A 17,294-nucleotide genomic window follows, 5' to 3' on the forward strand; every position below is an offset into this window, starting at 1 on the left:
AGGAAAGTCGTTACGCCGTCATACCGCAGATCCAACCGTGTAAGGGGAAACTTCATGACCAATCGGGTACGTCACGCCGCAACAGGAAATTCGGTCGCCTTTCTGGGTAAATTCAGTCTTTTCTGCACAACGGCCCTGGCGGCGACCATCTGCCTCGCGTCCCCCGTCCAGGCCCAGGATCAGGGCAAGCCGGCCGACGCGGCTGAAACGGACGAGATCGTGGTGACGGCGCTCAAGCGTTCGGAAAACCTGCTCGACACGCCCGTCGCCATCAGCGCCTTTTCAACGGATTCGCTGAAATCGCTCAACGCGGCGACGCTGGCCGATGTCGGCAAATATGTGCCCAACCTCAACATCAGCCGCTATGGCGTCGGCAACACCGCGCAGGCCGCCGTGTTCATTCGCGCGATCGGCCTGCAGGACCACCTGATCACAACCGATCCGGGCGTTGGCGTTTATCTCGATGGCGTCTATCTCGGCCGTCAGCTGGGGTCGAACCTGTCGCTTTCCAACATCGAGCGGATCGAGGTGCTGCGCGGGCCGCAGGGCACGCTCTATGGCCGCAATACGCTGGGTGGCGCCGTCAACATCATTACCAGCAAGCCGGGCAGCGATGAGGGTACGGAGATCCAGGCGCAGGTCGGCACGCGCGGGCGCATCAATGGCAGCTTCTACACCGATACGCGCCTGTCGCCGACGCTCGCCGTGTCGCTGAACGGCAGCTACGAGCGCCGCAACGGTGTCGGCACCGCTGTCAATATCCCCAACCCCAGCGCCAGCATCGGTGAGCAGAACGACGCCAGCGGTCGCGCCGCGGCCTATTGGACGCCGACGGAGAATTTCTCGATCCTTGCTTCGGTCGATTTCGTCCGCGCACGCGATGGCCAGTCGCCGTACAAGGTCGACATCTATGACGAAGGCAACCCGATTTCGTCGTCCGAACTGGTCAGCCCCGACGATTCCGGCACGTCGGTTCCGGGTCTGGAAACCACTTCGCTCGATCTTTTCGGCGCGTCCGTGACCGCCGAGCTGAAGCTCGACGATCACCTGTCCACAAAGCTGCTTAACAGCTATCGCCAGACCAAATATACCGGCGGTCTGGCCGACAATGACACGCCCGCCCTGATATCCATCTTTCCCGAACAGGGCGAGGCGAAGCAATATTCCTCGGAACTGCAGCTGAACGGTGAATATGGTGCGTTCAATTTCGTGGGCGGGCTGTATTATTTCCATGAAAACGGCACCAACCAGTCGTCTCCGGCATTTTTCTTCGGCGGGTTCAGCGATTATTACATCAAGCAGGTTTCGAACAGTTATGCGGCCTATGCCAATGCGAACCTGAATCTGGGCGAGAAGCTGACCATCGGCGCGGGCGTGCGTTATTCGCACGACAAGAAGACCGCGACCGCCGACTTCGCCAGCTTCCCGGCGCCGGTGACGCGTTCGGCGACCTATGAAGCGGTCACCGCGCAAGGCAATATTTCCTACAAGCTCGCCGAAAATGTGAACGTCTATGGCACGATCCAGCTCGGCTATCAGCCGGGCAGCTTCACGCCTCGCCCGTTCGGCGGACCCAGCTCGTTCAACGCATCGCCGAAGACGACCGCGACCAACTACGAAGTCGGCTTCAAGGGTAAGATCTTGCCGAACTGGACCCTGTTGCTGTCGGGCTTCATCACCGAATATGGCGACCGCGGTCTGCCCTATTCGTTCATCAACGCGAACGGGTTCAACACCGTGATCATCTCGGCGGATGCCCGCGCGAAGGGCGTCGAGGCGGAAACGACGATTACGCTCGGCGGTCTCCGGTTGAAGGGGTCGCTCGGCTATCTCGACAGCAAGATCACCAGCGTGAATTCGTTGCCGCCGGCTTTCTTCCCGACCGGTGGTACGCCGGTGGCCGGCGCGCCGACCGCGCTCAGCCCCGATGTGACGGGGTCCGCGGTGGCCAGCTATGCCTTTGATCTGCCGTCTGGCGGCACGATCACGCCGCAGGTCGACTATTCGTATCGCGCGAAGGAATATGGCCAGCCGGTCGCACGGGCGAGCGAGCTGCTCGCGGCGCGCAACCTGGTCGGCTTCAACCTGAAATATGAAAATGCCGCCCGCACCATGTCGTTCGCGGTCTACGGCAATAATATCTTCAACAAGGTCTACGACACGGGTCGGCTCGATCAGGGCGGCTTCGTTGGCGTGGTCCGCAGCAACGACCGCAGCGAGTTTGGTGTGCGTTTCACCCGCAAGTTCGGCGGGTGATCGTTCCCCGAAACTGACGGGGTGATGGAATAAAGAAGGCAAGTGGCACCGCCCTGACCGGGGTAGGTGCCACTTGCTTTTCGGACGGACGCCTCGGCATGCGGCTGCTGCTGCTGCCAAAGCTGCTCCGGCTCCCCGACCGCCGATACGCGACGCGCCGAAGAGTGTGCCGACAGCGTCGGATATTTTCGGTAAAGAGTCCGCCGGACGCGCAGGGAAGGCGGCGGCTGGCCATTCTGGCCGCTGCAAGAAAGCGCGGCGAACCCTCGGCGCCGGTGCGGCCCATCCGGACTGGCCGCCCTGCATGGCCTGGCCTGCTATCGACCCCGCCTTGGCGGTGCGCGGGCTTGGGCGCCCGCGCCGCCGATCAGATCAGGGAGCCGGGGGTGCCTCGTCCGTGGCCGCTGCCGCATTCACGGCGGCGTCCGTCGGGGCCGCGGGCTCCGGAGCGGCTGCGGGAGCAGGCGTGAACTTGATGGCGGTGCCGGTGGCATTGGTCTTGCCCCAGCTGAACGCCGAAATATGGGAATCCCCATATCTGGCATTGATCACGGCATCGGCGCCAAGCTTTTCGGCCTTTTCCCAAAGTTCGCGGTATATTTTCGCCTGCGAAGCTTCCTTGCTGAAGACGGTGGCCTTGCGTACACCGGCTTTTACCTCGCCGATAACCGTGTAGGGGCGATCGGTGATATCATTCGGAAATACCGGAACCCCGACATCCTCATTGACCACGGCGTAGGTCTTGGCGTCCTTGGCGACAAGCGCATGCGCGGGCACCAGCGCCAACAACATCGCCAGTGAAAGGGTATTGCGAACTTTCATCATCTCCTCCCCCAGGTAGTGATGCGGCTACTGAACAAAATGAAAGCAGGCTGTCAACACGGAAGAACCCGGCGCCAGCTTGACGCGCTTTTGCAATTTGCGCATGCCGACAAGGGTAAAAATTCCGGGGGGGCGTGATGAAGCGTTTAGGGCTGGTGATTTTTCTGGTCGGTCTCGTGTCTTTTCCGGTGCTGGCACAAGATCAGCATGGGGGCGATCCGGATAATACATCCATTACGGATCAAGTTGTACCGCCTCAGGGCTCCTATGTCGTCGTGAAGAGAGACACGCCGGTGGAGCTTATGGCCTACAGCGAGATCAGTACGGCCGATGTTACGGCGGGCAAACGTTTCCGGCTACTCCTCAACCAGCCGATCAGCGTCGACGGGCTTTGTTGCATAAAGCGTGATGAGCGCAAACCTATGATTACTTGTGATTATTATGCGACACGGATGGTGTTGGGCATTCCGATTTGCGAGAAGCGATTGAGGATTGCGGCACGGACTTTGAGCTCGATCGTCTGGCGATCAAAAGTGCGCGCGGCGAGACGCTGACTGAGTAGCTTGAAACAGTGCATTTTGGTTTCGACGAGGCTGCGACGATGATAGCCACTCCACTTTTTCCAGATTGCCCTGCCGAGCTGTTTCATCGCGCGCAGGGTTTCATTGCGGGCATCGACGCCGGGTCCGTCTCTGGTCCAAGCCTTGCCGTTGCGGCGAACCGGGATGACCGGCTCAGCCCCGCGACCGGCAATGGCGGCGTGGCAATTCCTTGTATCATAGGCACCATCGCCACCAACACTGAGGATCGTCTCATCCTCGGGGATTTGCCCCAGCAGGTCAGGAAGGGTCTGGCCATCTCCATTGGCGTTGGTCGTCATCTCAAGCGCCCGAATATCCTGCGTTTCCGCGTCAATGCCGATATGCACCTTGCGCCACTGGCGGCGATAGGAAGCGCCGTGTTTCCTTGTTTTCCATTCGCCTTCACCCATCATCTTAATGCCCGTGCTGTCCACCAGCAGATGCAGACCGTCTGCACTTGGCCTCCCGCCCAGATCGACCGACAAACCCTTCTGGCGCCGACACAGCGTCGTGTAATCCGGTGCCGGCCAGTCCAGCCCCGCCAGCTTGAGCAGGCTCTGGGTCAGACCGGTCACTTGCCGCAACGGAAGTTGAAACAGCCCTTTCAAGGTCAGGCAAAACTCAATCGCCCGGTCCGAAAACCGCAGTGGCCGACCAGCCCGCCCGTCGCGCGGTGCAAACCAATCCATCCCAGGGTCAAACCAAACATCCAGCGAGCCTCGTCGCCGGAGCGCCGCATTATACTCGGGCCAATTGGTAGTGCGATACTTCGGCGGTGTCGGTCTGGGCATCCCGCCCATCTATGACAAACGATTCCTCAGGGGAATCCAGTATGTTCGTTATGCAACAAAGCCGCGTCGACGGCAAAGTCATAGCGCCGGTCGGAACGCCCGCGTGGGGCGAAGTCACCTCTGCCCGCGATTCCGGGGGGCTGGGTAAATCGGGCCGCATGACCGCGAAGTTGCTTTTCCTGCTGTCGGAATTCTCGAGCGCCGCGATCGAGCCGGCCGATTTGTAGTAGTCGTTGAGTGACTGGGTCGCCGTGACCAGTGAGGCGCCGTACTTGCGGCACGTGCGGGCATAGGTCTCGATAAAGTCGGCCATCGCGCCACCCCGGAGCATCTGCCACGCCTCGTCGAGCAACAGCGCTTTTGGAATCGATCGATCGAGCTTGCGCATCATCTGTTGCGACATGAACATGATCGCCGTCAGCACGACGCTGCGCAGCTCCTCGCGCGCCGACAGATCGGAGAGCTCGAACACCGTGAGCTGCGCTTTCAGCTCGAACGATACCTGGCCCTGAAAGAACCTCCCATAGGTCCCGCCCGACGAGAAAGGCCGCATGGCGATGCCGAGATTGGAAGCAAGCGGGTTGCCGGTCGCCTCCAGCGCCTCGATCACCAGGTCGATCGACCCTTGGCTGCCATGTTCCTCCCACACCTGGTTGACGGCGCCGTCGATCAGGCCACGTTCGGTATCGTCGAGCAGGTTTATATGGCGCGACATCTGATTGATGATCGCCTTGAGCATCGCCATGCAGTCGAGAAGATAGTCTTCGTCCTCGGCCGCCTGCTCCTGATCGATCATCGAGAAGGGGTTGAGGCAGAATCCCGAGCTCATCGTGAACTCGACGAACGCGCCGCCCTGGAGCTTTGCAGAATGCTCGAACGATCGGCCGTCGTCGATGACCACGACCTTCGCGCCGGCGCCACACAACGAGCCACAAAGTTCCTGGAGCGCGACCGACTTTCCCGAACCGGACTTGCCGAAAACCGCGACATTATGATTGCCGGCGGCGTTCTCGAAAGGGCTCCAGAAGAAGGGCTGTCCGCGCCGACCGATCAACAGCAGGTGCGGCACCGTGCCCCCAAGATATTCTCCCTGCAGCGGCGCAAGGTTCGCAGCCGTCGTGGTCAGAAGCGTACGCATGCGTTTCATGCGCTCGAGATCCTTCGACAGCCCGTTGGCCATCGTCATCGGCATCGCGCAGAGCAGACCCATGACCTGCAGGTATCGATCGTCGAGAAGATCCCAGCCGGCTGCCCGGTAAACCGATTTCAGAACCCGCTCGTTGCTGTCGCCCTTGCCCTTGGGCGAGAACGCAGTGACGCTGAAGAACACGCGAACGAGCTTGCGGCCCTGCCGGATCTCCTCGTTGACGTAGCGCCACTCCTGCGATTGCTCGCGCAGCTGCGGCAGGAATTTCGACGATTTGGAGTCGGCAAGGCTTGTCGTCCGCATGAACTTGTAGCTGGCCTTGTTGGTCGAGGCCTGCGCGTCGGGGAAATCGATGCACAGGTTCGTTGCGACCGGGCACGGCATGCGCAGTTTGTCCGTGAACATGTCGCCGATCAGACGTGCCACATCCCAAGGTGCCCAGCGGTTTGGCAGGTTGCGCACCGAGAAGGACCGGACATCGAAGACGTCCGGGTAGATCTCGCCGATCTCCGGCGCGCCCTCCAGCGTCTTGCCCGTCGGCCTGAACCGTTCGGTCCGCAGTAGCATCCGATCCGGCTCGACCAGGAGTTCGATGTCGCGGCGAATGGCCTGGTCCGCGATCGGGTCGAGTGGATTATAGCTGACGGCGTCGTCGCCGGCGGCGGTGGTCGGCGAGGTAATGTCGTCGATCCATCCGATCAGTGCGACAGGGTCCATTTTGCGGGCCGAGACGTTGATCGACTGCAAGGAAGAAATGATCCCTTCCATCACCGAGACAATCTGCTCGACCGAGACGCTTGATGATTCCGGGGTGGAATAGGAGATGGCGACGCGGTGGTTGCGCAGACAGAATGGCGCGTCGGCGGAGAGCGATTCCCAGACCCCGTCGGTCAGGAAATCAACGCGGTGCTTCGCCATCCGTTCGTAGACGCCGCGCGCGGAATAGCGTGGCAAATACCATTTCGACAGGCGCTCGCCGATGCGCGGCGACATCCACTGGTGAAACTGCAGGCAGCCCGGAGCCGGTATCCCCTCAGATAGGAACTGCGCGAGAATCTCGCCCGTTCGCTCATCGGCGCCGACCAGCGGCGCCGCTTCAATCACGAAGCCGCGCGACGCGCTGTTGTAGAAGATGCCGGTCTTCGGATCGTGGCTGCGGTAGGGAAGCCAATGGGCCAGCATGGGCACCGCAAGGTCCGGCCGCTGCGTATCCGGGCGCTTGCTGTCTCCAAACACGCCGGCGAGCAGTTCGTCGAAGAATCCGCCCGCCATGTCAGTTGTCCTCCGGGACGGCGCCCGGAAAGCCGGCTGCGCGGACCGTCGCCTTCGAGGTCGGCTTCGGGTCGGATTGCAGCGCCGTCGGCGCACTGCCCCGCGCCGCTTCTTCGACCTGGGTGGCGCCCGCCTGGAATTGCGGAGTGGCCTTCACCCGCGCCGCGGCCTCCTGACTGACCGCGGTCTTTGAGGATGACGCGGCAGCCGACGCGACAGCTGGCTTCTGGGCTGTGCTGGCGCCGGTAACGGGCGGCGGCGCGCTCATTGGGCCGGTGCGGACATCGCGGTGCTCGGGCATCCTTCCCTGTGCCGCCGGCGACTGGTGCGCCGACGGCGTGCGGCCCGTCTTGGGGGCGAGACGGGCCGCAACCTCGGATTTAATCGCTTCAACTGGGTCGGCCGCCCGCGCCCGGGCGGCGGCGACAATGGCCGGATCCGGAAGATTGGGGTCGATCGCCGCAACCTCGCCGTTCGCCGGGTCGGCGCGGTCGACGGCTTCGGCGAGCGATTCCGGCGCCGACGGCGCGCCCCGTGCGTTCCGATCGGGAATGGCGGTCGCGCTGGCCAGGACCTGCTGTTGCCATTCGCCGCTCTGGACCACGGCGTGGACGGCGCTTGCTTCGTGCAACCGGCCCTGCTCGTCAATATAGGGCTGGAACACGATCCGCAGCACCCGTTCCTGGGTTCGCCGCGGATCTGCCTGGGCAATGGTCAGGCGTTGACCTGCCGCCGATGTCCGCCAGGCCTTCGCTTTTGGCCGCGAGTCCATATAGGGACCAGCCGGCGAGGCATCGCTAGCGGCGTTGTCGCCGGCGATCATCGCCAGTGCCCGATCGTCGATGGAAGACGAGGGCGCGCAAACACCATCGGGCGCCGCACAGGAAAAGCTGCCCTTCACATTGCCGCCGAACGTCGCGCATCCGCTCAAAGCTACGAGCACGACGGTGGCGATGATCGCCCGGCACCGGATCGCCCGAAGGCGTCGCGCGATCACGACTTGGCCCCGTTGAGCCAGGCCTCGAGGAATTCCCTCGGACGATATCCCTCGATCATCGCGCCGTCGCTGCGGACGATGACCGGCGTCCCGCTCAACCCATGCTGGTGCGCGAACTTCTCATTCGCATCGAGCCCCTTCGTGTCGCATGCGCTCGGCGCCTTAAAAGGCTCGCCGGCATAAGCGGCGTGCAGGGCCTGTTCCTGATTTTTCGAGCAATAGACCCGATCGGCGATGTCTCGGCTTCCGAGGACCGAGATTGGCCGCTCGACCACGCGCACGTCCATGCTGCGCAGAACATTGGTCAACGCGCGGCAATATCCGCACCGGAAATCGGTGAAAACAGTGACGGTCTGCTTGGCAGCCCTGTTGCCCCATATGATGGCACCGTCTGCCGGCAGGCTCGCAAGATTCAGCGCCGCTGGCCGCACCGGGCCCGTCGTCCTTCGCACGCCGCCACGCGCCAGCGAAACTTCCGGGCCTGCCTCCTCTGGTCCGTCGGCCGCAGCAGCATTTGCTTTGGCCGCGCCGCCGACCAACATGTCCGGGTTGATCTCGAGAAGGCGTGCCGCGGTCAGGTCCTGGCGCGTCTCCATGTCGTACACCCGGCCGATGATCAGGTACCGCGCGTCGTGGCTGACGTAGAACAGATTCGAGCCGGCGGTCACCTCGCACAGGCCGTCGATCTTCTTGCATTCGACCTTTGTCAGCTGGGTCTTCGGCAGTCGGGTTTTCAACAACCCCGTCACCTGTGCCTCGTCAGTCCCGGCGACGTCAGCCGCCAGCGCGATGCCGGCGACGCCGATCGCTCCGATCGCGATGATCGCAGGAGCGGAACGCGCAAGGGAGCCCAGCCCCCGCAAGCGGTCAATTACGAACATACACACCCTCCAGGAAGACGATTTCGACATCGATGCCGGTCGGCATCTCAATCACCGGCTGATATTGCTCGGCGCGCTCGATCAGGTATTTCGAGACCATGTCCCCGGTCTGGGCAACGCCCTCACCAAGGCCTCCCTCGAGGATCTCGCCGCCGGACAGCTTGTTGCGCTGACCGTTGGTGCTAATGTTGGTGCCTTGGAACACCGAGTTGGCATTGGCCGAGAATCCTCGCCCGAAGCCGCCAGCAAGGCCTGCGATGAAGGCTTGGGTCACGAGCGACCCTTCGCGCGAAACCACGCGTCCCCGGACGCCCGTCTTGCCGCCAAACGCGATGAAGCCCTTGACCTCGGATACGGCGTAACGCCCCCCCGGCTGGGGACAGGTCATCTTCTGGAGTTTGACGTAAACCTTCTCGCTCGAAAGCTCGCCGCGGGCGGCCCCGTTGATCAAGCAGCCCTCAATCTTTGTCGTGAGCAGCCGGCCGTTCTGATAGACCGATCGCGCCGGGCCGGTGACGCGCAGGACGACCGGCAGCGGATCGGTCTGGCTGTTCACGCCGGCGCTCGCATCGACACCGACGATGACCTTGGCACTCGCGAAGCTATTGGGTGGGAGATAGTTTATGCTGTCGGTGTAGGTCGTCGTTCCCTTTGCGACCCGTGTTGCCATCCCCGCGTCGGCGGTTTGGAAACTCACCATCTTCACCTCGGCCCCGCTCCCGATCGGCGCAATCTTGGGCGCAGACGTCCCATCCGGCCGCTGGTAGCCCTGCGTGCCGTTGGGGCCGTACATCGCAGAAGGACCGGGCGTTGGCGGCGGAGCAGCCCGGCTGGACGCAACCTCCCGCCTCAGCTGCTCGTTCTCCTGCTGGTAAGCGGTCAGCACTCGCGCGCCGTCTGCCTGCATCGCCTGGTTTTGGCCCTTGAGCAGCTCGATCTGCTGCGCGAGCTGGTCCATTCGCTGCTGCTGGCCGTTCACCGATTTCAGCTGGTTCTCGACCGACTGCATCTGATTTTCAGAGAGAGCCATCCACTCTTGCTGGTTGAGGTTCTTGTTGACCATGTCCTTGGTCGAGACCTCGACCTTGGCAGGCTCGTCGCCAGAGGACGCTGACTTGCTGCCGTCGTCGCCGAAGATCCAGAATGAAGAGGCGACCAGCCCGACGCCTGCCACCCCGGCGAGCAAGAGCCGCTGCCTCTTTCGAACGCTCTCGTTGGCGGTCAGGTCGCTCGACACCGGCGACACGCCGTCTTCGCCACCGTCCAGGGGCAGGCGCTTGCGCCTGAGAAGATCACCCAAGGCCATGTCATTGCCTCCCGTTTTGCGAGACGAGGTAGGCCGTCGTGACCTTCCCGGGATCGAGCTTTGGCTCCGCGATCGACACGGCGAGCGCGCTGCTCGGCGCCACCGTCGCTTCGGTCAGCGTGACTGGCGCGGCACCCTTGTTTTCGATGCGCAGCACGCGCCCGGTGAACTCAGCGCCGCGATATTCGGCGATCATCTGGACCTTGAGGTTGCCGACATAGACCGGCCGAAGCGCCCGCTGGCGCATCTCGTACCCGTCGACGACCTGGTTCGAATACATCGCCTGCACGAGTTCGACCGCGCCGTCCTGCGGATTCACTGCAGCCGTCTGCGGCGTCGCCTCTCCCGCCTTGTCCTTCGCGATCGCGGGGTTCGATATGAACACCTGGACGGCTTGCTCGCCGGCAATACGGCACACAAACTTGTAGACGTAGCCCCGCTTGCTGGTCGCAAAAAACGAAAGGGACTGGCGTCCGAAGCCCTCGGGCACCGACAGGTAGATGTCGCCTCGCACCGGCTCGTTCACGACCGAGAAATCGTCCTGCGGATTGCCGGTCGAGATCTTCGACACCGAGGCGAACTCATCCTCGACGAGACTGATCCGGGTCAGATCCTTGGCGGACGCGGCACAATCGACCTGGCTGCCGTCTGCGGCCATCACCGTCTGGTCCGCCCAGGCGGGCGCAGCGGTGATCATGAAGCTCATCACCAGCAGTGCCGCGCCGATGCACCGGCTCAAGAGGCAGTAAAAGCGGGAGAGGAAGACGGCACCGATCGCGGCGCTGCCGATGGCAAAGACCGACATCACTGATCCTTTTCCTTGCCGGTCGTCACCATGCCGAAGCCGACGAGCTTCAGGGACAGTCCGGAATATTGCCAATCGAAGCGGAAGGTCCGTCGCTCGTTCGACACAACCTTGTTGCCGACGATCGTGTGCAGGTCTCCCGTGACGGTGGACCACAGATTCTTTGGGTCGATTTCCATCGTCTGGATTGTGAAGAACTGCGAGATCGACGAGCCGCGCTGCTCGTTCACGATCTTCATCAGGTCCGCCCGGATCCGCCCCTGCGCACTTGGCGCCGTGATATCGAGGACCGACTTCATCCAATATTCGAGATTGGCTGGGCTGCGGTCGAGCGTGAGCACCGCGGTATCGCGTGTGATCAGCTCCAGATACTCCCGCGACACGCCGGCGCTATTCACCGTCAACGCTGAGCCGAGTACGGGTTGCAGGATGACCTCCCGATCCCGCGTCGCTGTAACCAGGAGCAGGATCGCCGACAAAGTGCCGAGCCCGGCTGCCACCAGCACCAGCAGGTTGCGCTGCCGGAGAACGCGCTGGCTTTGCGCGTGCGTGTAGGAGATCTCCATCTTACCCCGCCATCAGTCGAAGGTACGAGGGTGGTGTGGCCTTCATCCCGGTGAAACCGGCAGGAAGATGCCAATAAGCCATGTGAAGCAGCCAGGAAGTCGCCCGACCTGCCTTAGCCTTCTTCAATCCCCACCAGCCTGCGCCCGCAAGCAACATGCCGAGAAGGATATGCTGAGACAGGATTCCCCAGACGAATGGGATGACCATCGCCAGGAATTCATCTAGCGTCCACAGCCCGATTAGCTCCGGGTCGTCTAGATGAGACGGTATGACATACTTGTCCGCGGCCATTGCACCACCCCCTCCAAGAGCCGGCCGGAACTGCTATTCCGACCGACCATCGGACTCGTCAGATCGTTGCCGTTACCGTGGAGGTGACGATTGGAATGCCCGTCCCCGCGCCGACGCCCACGCCGACCGGGATCGCGATCTGGCCCATCGAGAAGCGCCCCGACGCGAGCGCCACGATGCCGCCGGCCAAAGAGAGGACGGTGATGATCTTGCCACCCGACCCTTCGAGGAAGTCCGTGAACTTCGTCAGGGCCGTATCGAAAGTCGTATCGGCGCCGGCGAACGCCGGGCCAGCGAAAAGGAGAAGCGCGAATGCCAGTGCGACGAGGGCGAGGATCGCCAGCTCCGCACGACCGCTGTACTTGGCGACAGACTGCATGAGAGTTTCCCTTCAAATCGAACGCGACGGATCCGCGCCCGAGTGAAGAGTGGGGGCCGCCAAACACGGCGGGCAACAATGCGCTCCGAGGACCGATCAGAATCAAACGAAAAATATAGGCTTGTCAGCGATTTCGGGACGACTCGTCCTTCATTCCGGGACACGCCGTCCGGCGTTCCGGGACGCCGCGTCCCAAACGCGCGGACACGATGTCCCAATCGCGGGACAGCCAGATCTCGCAAATCGGAGCCCGACATTATTCGCCGAGTCGTTGTTTGGACTCGAAGCGACTCGCCTTTTTGCCTATCGTTACACTGGGCTGCTCGACGGATGTACGTTGGCGCGGGGATCGACGGGTAGGAACACGAACATGAGTGCGGACACCCGCAATTACGTTCTGGATATTTCTACGGACCTCTTCCGTCTGTCGACCGAGAGTCTGCGCCTTCGCTCTAACGAAACGCTGGTCTACGCAACACTCGAGAGCCTCATTGATTCTCGCGCAGCTTCAAGCACTTACAGCGACGAGCTTAAGCCCGAAACGCTCCGAAAGCACCTCCGGGTGGTCCCGACCTCAGGCGATATCCGGATAAACCTCAACATTCGTAAGACCAGCGCGGAGAGCCTGGACGAGGCCCGCGCACGTCTCGGCCAGAGACTGGGATCGAACATGACGCTCGCAGATGCGATATCGGTCCTGCTATTCGACTATGTGGCCGAGAAACGGGCCGCTCAGGTACTGGATCGCGCCGGGTTGGGAGAAAACCTCCAAAATGGAGATGAATCGCCCGCGGGCGAAACGAACGCCGGAAATGTCGTCCCTCTTAGGTAATTAACCTTAGTCGTTTGCATTGCTTCGGATTCACAATATCTTGCCAATTTCTGGACCCTGTGATCTGCTCGACTTAACCGACCTTTACAATCGGGGGCAGTGTTATGTCATCCCTTGCCAGGAGTGCGGCGGGAACGGACGACGCTCATCATCTGACCGATGTTGAGCCCCGTGACTATATCCCGCTGATCCAGCAAGCGATGGCCGAGCGAGGCCTGCATATCCGCGAGCTCGCCCTGAAGACGGGCATAAGCAAGAGCCGACTCGGCCTGCTGCTGCATAGTGACCCCGCAAAAAGACCGAGCCTGTCCCTCGTTGAGTTTCAGACGATCCTGAGCGCCTTGGACATCAGCATAATCCTGGCGATCATCAGCGTCGAATCCGCCATCGATCAGAAGATCGTTCACGATGAACGCTTTGCGACGCTGCTCGCTATGCTGTCCGAACTCTTCAGCGGCCTGCCCTCCATGCTCATCCAGGCTCTCGACGAAATTGAGGGCATCGACGGTACGGAGATTCGGCGCGAGTGGGCCGCTCCCCTTAAAGAGGCAGTCGTCGAAAAGCTGGTCAAGGAGGTAACAAAAATCATGGCCCGCCGGGCCGTCCTCAGCGAAACAAGCCGAATCGGGCTCTGAGCCAGCCGCCCTAAAACATCGAAACCGTGGCTGAACGACCTGTCTTGGCCCGCCACCCGGCGGGGGGCCGCACGGCAATGCTTTGGCCCGCTACGGTCGTTTCCAGGCCGGCCAGCCGCTGCCAATTCAAAAGCACGTTGTCGACATATGCCTGCGTCTCAGCGATCCGCGGCAGGACACCGTTGCGCACCCTTCCAGGGCCTGCATTGTAAGCCGCCAACGCCAGATGCACCTGGCCGAACCGGTCCAGTTGCTGTCGAAGATACTTGGCTCCGCCGCGCAGGTTCTGCTCGATATCGTAGCGATTGACGCCCAGTCCCTCGGCCGTGTCTGCCATAAGCTGCGTCAGGCCGAAGGCGTTCTTTGGTGAGTAGATCGACGGCTGATAGCCGCTTTCCCGGATGATCATAGCGTCGAAGAGCCCGGTCGGGATTCCGTACTCGCAAGCAATGCCGCTCATCAGGCCATAATAGCCGAACCGCCTGTTTTCGGCGGCCGCGCTGAGGAAACCGGCAGGTCGATATGCACTTGTCCCACAGCCCGAACGGTAACTCGACGCGGCGGCCGCGAAGGCCAGACCGCCCCTCATCCACCCCGGGACAGATATTGGTGGCGCCAGCGGAACCGCGGCTGCTCGCGGGTCGGCTTCGAACCGCGCAATCCCGACATGAGCGAACGGATCATCGTCGATGGTGGGCGCCATCGCCGTCCCGGTCGAGGAGAGAAAGCTGCTCTTCATCTCAAATTCAACCCAGCGACGACTCAAGTCATGCACGCGAAAGGCGGCGTCGAGCTTGCCGGTCCCGGGCGCAACGGAGGTGTCTGCCTTGCTTCCCGGTTCATGCTGCTCCTCGGCCGCTTCGGGAGGCATCAATGGCGAGGCAACCCCCGACATCGAAATGACCTGGGCCACTCTCACCGGCCTGACTGCTTGTGCAGCTGCCTGACCTCCCGTCGCGCTCGCGACAAGCAGCACCGCACATCCCACTAAAAGTGATCGCATCCCGACCTCCAAAGCGACTGTTCTGAAAAGTTGAGATCAAGCGAATGAGGATTGTCAATCCACCAGCACTCGGCGAGCATGATGCGAAATCCCGCTTCGACAGGCTCGTTCATGTGGTTGATCGATCGCCATAGCGACGGGCTTGGCAAAGCCCGTATCCCCCTCCCCGGCCCACTTCGGGCCGCGCTAGTGCGCTGGTACGCCGGCGAAGGCTCCCGGCCGGACGAAGAGGCGGGCATCATGCTTGTCCAACAGGCTCGCATCGGCGAGAAATGGATCGCTTGCGACTGCCTTGGCAGCGATCGCGAGCCCCCGATGCTCACGCCGGCATTCCTGTCAGAGGCAGAAACCTACTATCTGCGCCGGCTTACTGGCTCGAAGCGCGCCGAACACCTTCCAACCTGCCCCTTTTTTCGTGACCAGGCGACCAACCGCATCAGCGAGGTCCGCAATCCCGAAACTCCGGCCGATCCGCCCGTCGGCTACTTCGAGGTCCTTCGGCCCGCTCCCGAGAAACTCGCTCAGCGTCCGGACGAAGACAGCAGCGACGATCGTACTCGGAACGCTTCCCTGCCGAGGTTGGCGCGGCTGCTCTGGCGCCTTTTGAACGTCTCCGGTCTCAATCTCTCCGCGCCGATCTCAGAGGAGCCGCCCGACCGCTCGATCACACATGAATTCGAAGCGTTGACCGCTGCGGCGGGAAAGATCGAGATCGCGCCAGGCATCGAACTCGGCCGGGCACTGTGGACACACGCCAAGGCTCTCCACAGCAAGCGCGCTTACGCTGGCATCCGCGAGCTGGCCCCAACATGGCCTCGCGGGCATGCGCCCCAGGGCTTTCTGACGGTCTTCGCAAAGGGGTTCTGCGGATCGACGATCTTTCCAGCAGGGTCGGATCCGATTTCCGTCGCAAACCGAATTCAGTCCCCATCGGTACGGGGCAATCACATCAAGGGCCCCTTTCTCGTTATCGTGGTGATCGGCGAATATCCCGAGGCACATGGCTATGCGCCTTTGAGGGCCTATGCTCAGCCCGTTTTCTCCGGCAACCGCTTCATCCCCGTCGATTCAGAATTTGAGCGAAGCATGTTGCGGGCGCTTCTCGGTGCGCGCTACGCCTTCGACCGTGGAGGCGTCGACATTGCGATCGAGAAACCGGTATTCGACAGGCTAACGCCGCTCGGCTCTTGCCGACCTGATTTCATGCTTGAGGCGCGCTCGCGGCGCACAGGCGAAATCCGGACGCTCATCGTCGAGGCGATGGGATTTTCCAATGAGGAGTACCTGGCCTCCAAGGCCGCCACCCATCCGAGAATGGCGCAGATCGCCCCCGTCGTCTGTATCACGCCGGAGGATCTGGAAGCTGGACATGTCGGCAGGATCCTGTCCGACGCGCTGCTGGGTTGAAGCGAGGACGGCCGCAGCCGTCAGGTCCAAGTCAGCGTCGCGGCGAATGATCCGACGATGAGCAGCGTCACAGGCGTCGATAACAAGTAGCTCTTCTGCCAACGCCACCAGGTTCTTGGCAGAAAGCGCAGCACATCCCCTGTCGACTTCAGCCCGAGCCAGGCCCGTTCGCGATACAGATCATAGATTGACGTCGCGACAGACAGTATCACGGCCAGGCCGCAACACACACCTGCCGCTGCGTATAGCGCGAGCCAGTTGGCGATCTCTGTTTGAGACAGAGCTGTCATAGGCAAAACTCCAATCTCCACACGCGCAATGCCTCGACGTTCTCATTCGAGGATCGATTCCGCCGCAGGCGATCGCCGAAACGGCAACACGGCTGACCTGACTGATGTAACAACCTCATTTTAACAATGCGCTGGCCACGTCACCATAGCGAAGGGGGTGAACCCGATCTCGCGTCGGAAACCGACCCAGATCCAGCGTCTCGTCGCCGAATATGAGTGCTACCGAAGCCACCGCATAGGCCGCAGGCCGAGAATGTGGCAGCAGCCAAATCACGCGCCGCGTGCTGATGCGTCGCCTGATTTCGGCGAGACCGCGCTGCAATGTCCGTCCTGGTGGGTCGTTGGAGCCAATTGCCATGATGGTCATACCGTAGTTCTTGGCCGGTTTGCGCCATGCCCGGATCTGCTTAGCCGACGCGCGCTCCACGGCCATGACGTCGCAGTGCAAGGCAGCCCGCGCGTTGATCGCTTGCGCCGTACCTACACCGATGCTGTCGCCGAGAATGAGGCACTCGAACATTTCTCTATGCCCCAGGGCCAGGCGCCTTACCGCCTGGAGCGGCGCCGCGACGGGTTCGCTCAAAAATTGGCACATTTACCTCGACAAAGCGACTCGAGCTGCGCCTCGAGGTCGTCCAATTCCGTCTCGGCGATGATATAAAAGTCTTCCTCCGCAGCGAAGAATCGCTCGATATGGTCTTCTTCTCGCGCAGCCATCACGGCGGGCCTTTCCCCGAGCTGTTCGGGCCATCGACTGACGACGAAATCCACGAGAGCGGTGTGCGCCGCCGCATGGTTGTCGTGGATCGTAATGAACTCCGCGCCTTGGTGTATAATCACCAGAACGGTCGCCTCCATAGTCTCGCTCCCTAGCAACCAAAGCCGATCGACAAAAAGGCGGTGCGCCGCAATTCCCTGAGGCCTCGCACGGTACGGCGCCTGTCCGATGCCGTGGATCCTGCGCGGCGGATCAGCGCCTCGAAAAGGGTGACGGCTATCGCAGCCTCTTTAGAATGATCGCGACCGCTCCTC

General features: G+C 62.0%; 17 protein-coding genes and 1 pseudogene. 4 read left to right on the top strand and 14 right to left on the bottom strand.

The window, feature by feature from the left end; genetic code table 11:
- Positions 1–54 precede the first annotated feature (54 nt).
- Positions 55–2,256: a TonB-dependent receptor gene (locus OVY29_RS23520; protein ID WP_313912391.1), complete on the top strand. Its 2,202-nt coding sequence runs from the start codon at positions 55–57 to the stop codon at positions 2,254–2,256.
- A 372-nt stretch (positions 2,257–2,628) separates the two neighbouring features.
- Here OVY29_RS23520 and OVY29_RS23525 read toward each other — a convergent pair whose 3' ends face one another.
- The 10 genes and pseudogenes from OVY29_RS23525 to OVY29_RS23570 form a co-directional block, all read right to left on the bottom strand.
- On the bottom strand, positions 2,629–3,081 hold the full coding sequence (locus OVY29_RS23525; RefSeq protein ID WP_313912392.1) for a heavy metal-binding domain-containing protein: 453 nt from the start codon (positions 3,079–3,081) through the stop codon (positions 2,629–2,631).
- A 436-nt stretch (positions 3,082–3,517) separates the two neighbouring features.
- The gene (locus OVY29_RS23530) at positions 3,518–4,450 is read right to left on the bottom strand and encodes an IS5 family transposase (RefSeq protein WP_313912375.1); all 933 of its coding nucleotides are present in this window, start codon (positions 4,448–4,450) and stop codon (positions 3,518–3,520) included.
- 184 nt (positions 4,451–4,634) lie between these two features.
- Positions 4,635–6,869: pseudogene (locus tag OVY29_RS23535) on the bottom strand (DUF5934 domain-containing protein); the annotation flags it as partial.
- Between the two features lies 1 nt (position 6,870).
- Positions 6,871–7,866, bottom strand: a complete 996-nt coding sequence (traV, locus tag OVY29_RS23540; RefSeq protein WP_313912393.1) for a type IV conjugative transfer system lipoprotein TraV — start codon at positions 7,864–7,866, stop codon at positions 6,871–6,873.
- Positions 7,863–8,747, bottom strand: coding sequence for a DsbC family protein (locus OVY29_RS23545; RefSeq protein ID WP_209612869.1), 885 nt, complete (start codon positions 8,745–8,747; stop codon positions 7,863–7,865). Before OVY29_RS23545 ends, traV begins: the two co-directional genes overlap by 4 nt.
- Positions 8,734–10,053, bottom strand: a complete 1,320-nt coding sequence (locus OVY29_RS23550; RefSeq protein WP_209612870.1) for a TraB/VirB10 family protein — start codon at positions 10,051–10,053, stop codon at positions 8,734–8,736. The genes OVY29_RS23545 and OVY29_RS23550 overlap by 14 nt, the downstream gene beginning before the upstream one ends.
- Before the next feature lies 1 nt (position 10,054).
- A complete protein-coding gene (locus tag OVY29_RS23555; RefSeq protein ID WP_209612871.1) occupies positions 10,055–10,858 on the bottom strand; it encodes a type-F conjugative transfer system secretin TraK in 804 nt (267 codons plus the stop codon).
- Positions 10,858–11,424, bottom strand: a complete 567-nt coding sequence (locus OVY29_RS23560; protein ID WP_209612872.1) for a type IV conjugative transfer system protein TraE — start codon at positions 11,422–11,424, stop codon at positions 10,858–10,860. Before OVY29_RS23560 ends, OVY29_RS23555 begins: the two co-directional genes overlap by 1 nt.
- A gap of 1 nt (position 11,425) precedes the next feature.
- Positions 11,426–11,716, bottom strand: a complete 291-nt coding sequence (gene traL, locus OVY29_RS23565; protein WP_209612873.1) for a type IV conjugative transfer system protein TraL — start codon at positions 11,714–11,716, stop codon at positions 11,426–11,428.
- 58 nt (positions 11,717–11,774) lie between these two features.
- Positions 11,775–12,095, bottom strand: a complete 321-nt coding sequence (locus tag OVY29_RS23570; protein WP_209612874.1) for a TrbC/VirB2 family protein — start codon at positions 12,093–12,095, stop codon at positions 11,775–11,777.
- 370 nt (positions 12,096–12,465) lie between these two features.
- On the opposite strand from OVY29_RS23570, the gene OVY29_RS23575 reads away from it, so the two are divergent.
- Both OVY29_RS23575 and OVY29_RS23580 read left to right on the top strand, forming a co-directional pair.
- A complete protein-coding gene (locus OVY29_RS23575; RefSeq protein ID WP_209612875.1) occupies positions 12,466–12,927 on the top strand; it encodes a hypothetical protein in 462 nt (153 codons plus the stop codon).
- A gap of 104 nt (positions 12,928–13,031) precedes the next feature.
- The gene (locus tag OVY29_RS23580) at positions 13,032–13,562 is read left to right on the top strand and encodes a helix-turn-helix domain-containing protein (protein ID WP_209612876.1); all 531 of its coding nucleotides are present in this window, start codon (positions 13,032–13,034) and stop codon (positions 13,560–13,562) included.
- Positions 13,563–13,572: 10 nt separating this feature from the next.
- Here the strand turns inward: OVY29_RS23580 and OVY29_RS23585 are convergent, their stop codons facing one another.
- A complete protein-coding gene (locus OVY29_RS23585) occupies positions 13,573–14,475 on the bottom strand; it encodes a lytic transglycosylase domain-containing protein (protein ID WP_313912395.1) in 903 nt (300 codons plus the stop codon).
- Between the two features lie 201 nt (positions 14,476–14,676).
- Between OVY29_RS23585 and OVY29_RS23590 the strand changes: the two genes are divergently transcribed.
- On the top strand, positions 14,677–15,972 hold the full coding sequence (locus OVY29_RS23590) for a hypothetical protein (protein ID WP_313912396.1): 1,296 nt from the start codon (positions 14,677–14,679) through the stop codon (positions 15,970–15,972).
- A 20-nt stretch (positions 15,973–15,992) separates the two neighbouring features.
- Here OVY29_RS23590 and OVY29_RS23595 read toward each other — a convergent pair whose 3' ends face one another.
- The 3 genes from OVY29_RS23595 to OVY29_RS23605 form a co-directional block, all read right to left on the bottom strand.
- A complete protein-coding gene (locus OVY29_RS23595; protein WP_209612877.1) occupies positions 15,993–16,262 on the bottom strand; it encodes a hypothetical protein in 270 nt (89 codons plus the stop codon).
- Between the two features lie 115 nt (positions 16,263–16,377).
- Positions 16,378–16,845 (bottom strand): hypothetical protein, encoded by a 468-nt coding sequence (locus OVY29_RS23600; protein ID WP_313912397.1) that lies wholly within the window; start codon positions 16,843–16,845, stop codon positions 16,378–16,380.
- Complete coding sequence (locus OVY29_RS23605; protein WP_209612878.1) at positions 16,842–17,120, bottom strand: hypothetical protein; 279 nt, start codon at positions 17,118–17,120, stop codon at positions 16,842–16,844. The genes OVY29_RS23600 and OVY29_RS23605 overlap by 4 nt, the downstream gene beginning before the upstream one ends.
- Between the last annotated feature and the right edge of the window lie 174 nt (positions 17,121–17,294).

The organism is Sphingopyxis sp. SE2 (assembly GCF_032227185.1).
GTDB lineage: Bacteria > Pseudomonadota > Alphaproteobacteria > Sphingomonadales > Sphingomonadaceae > Sphingopyxis.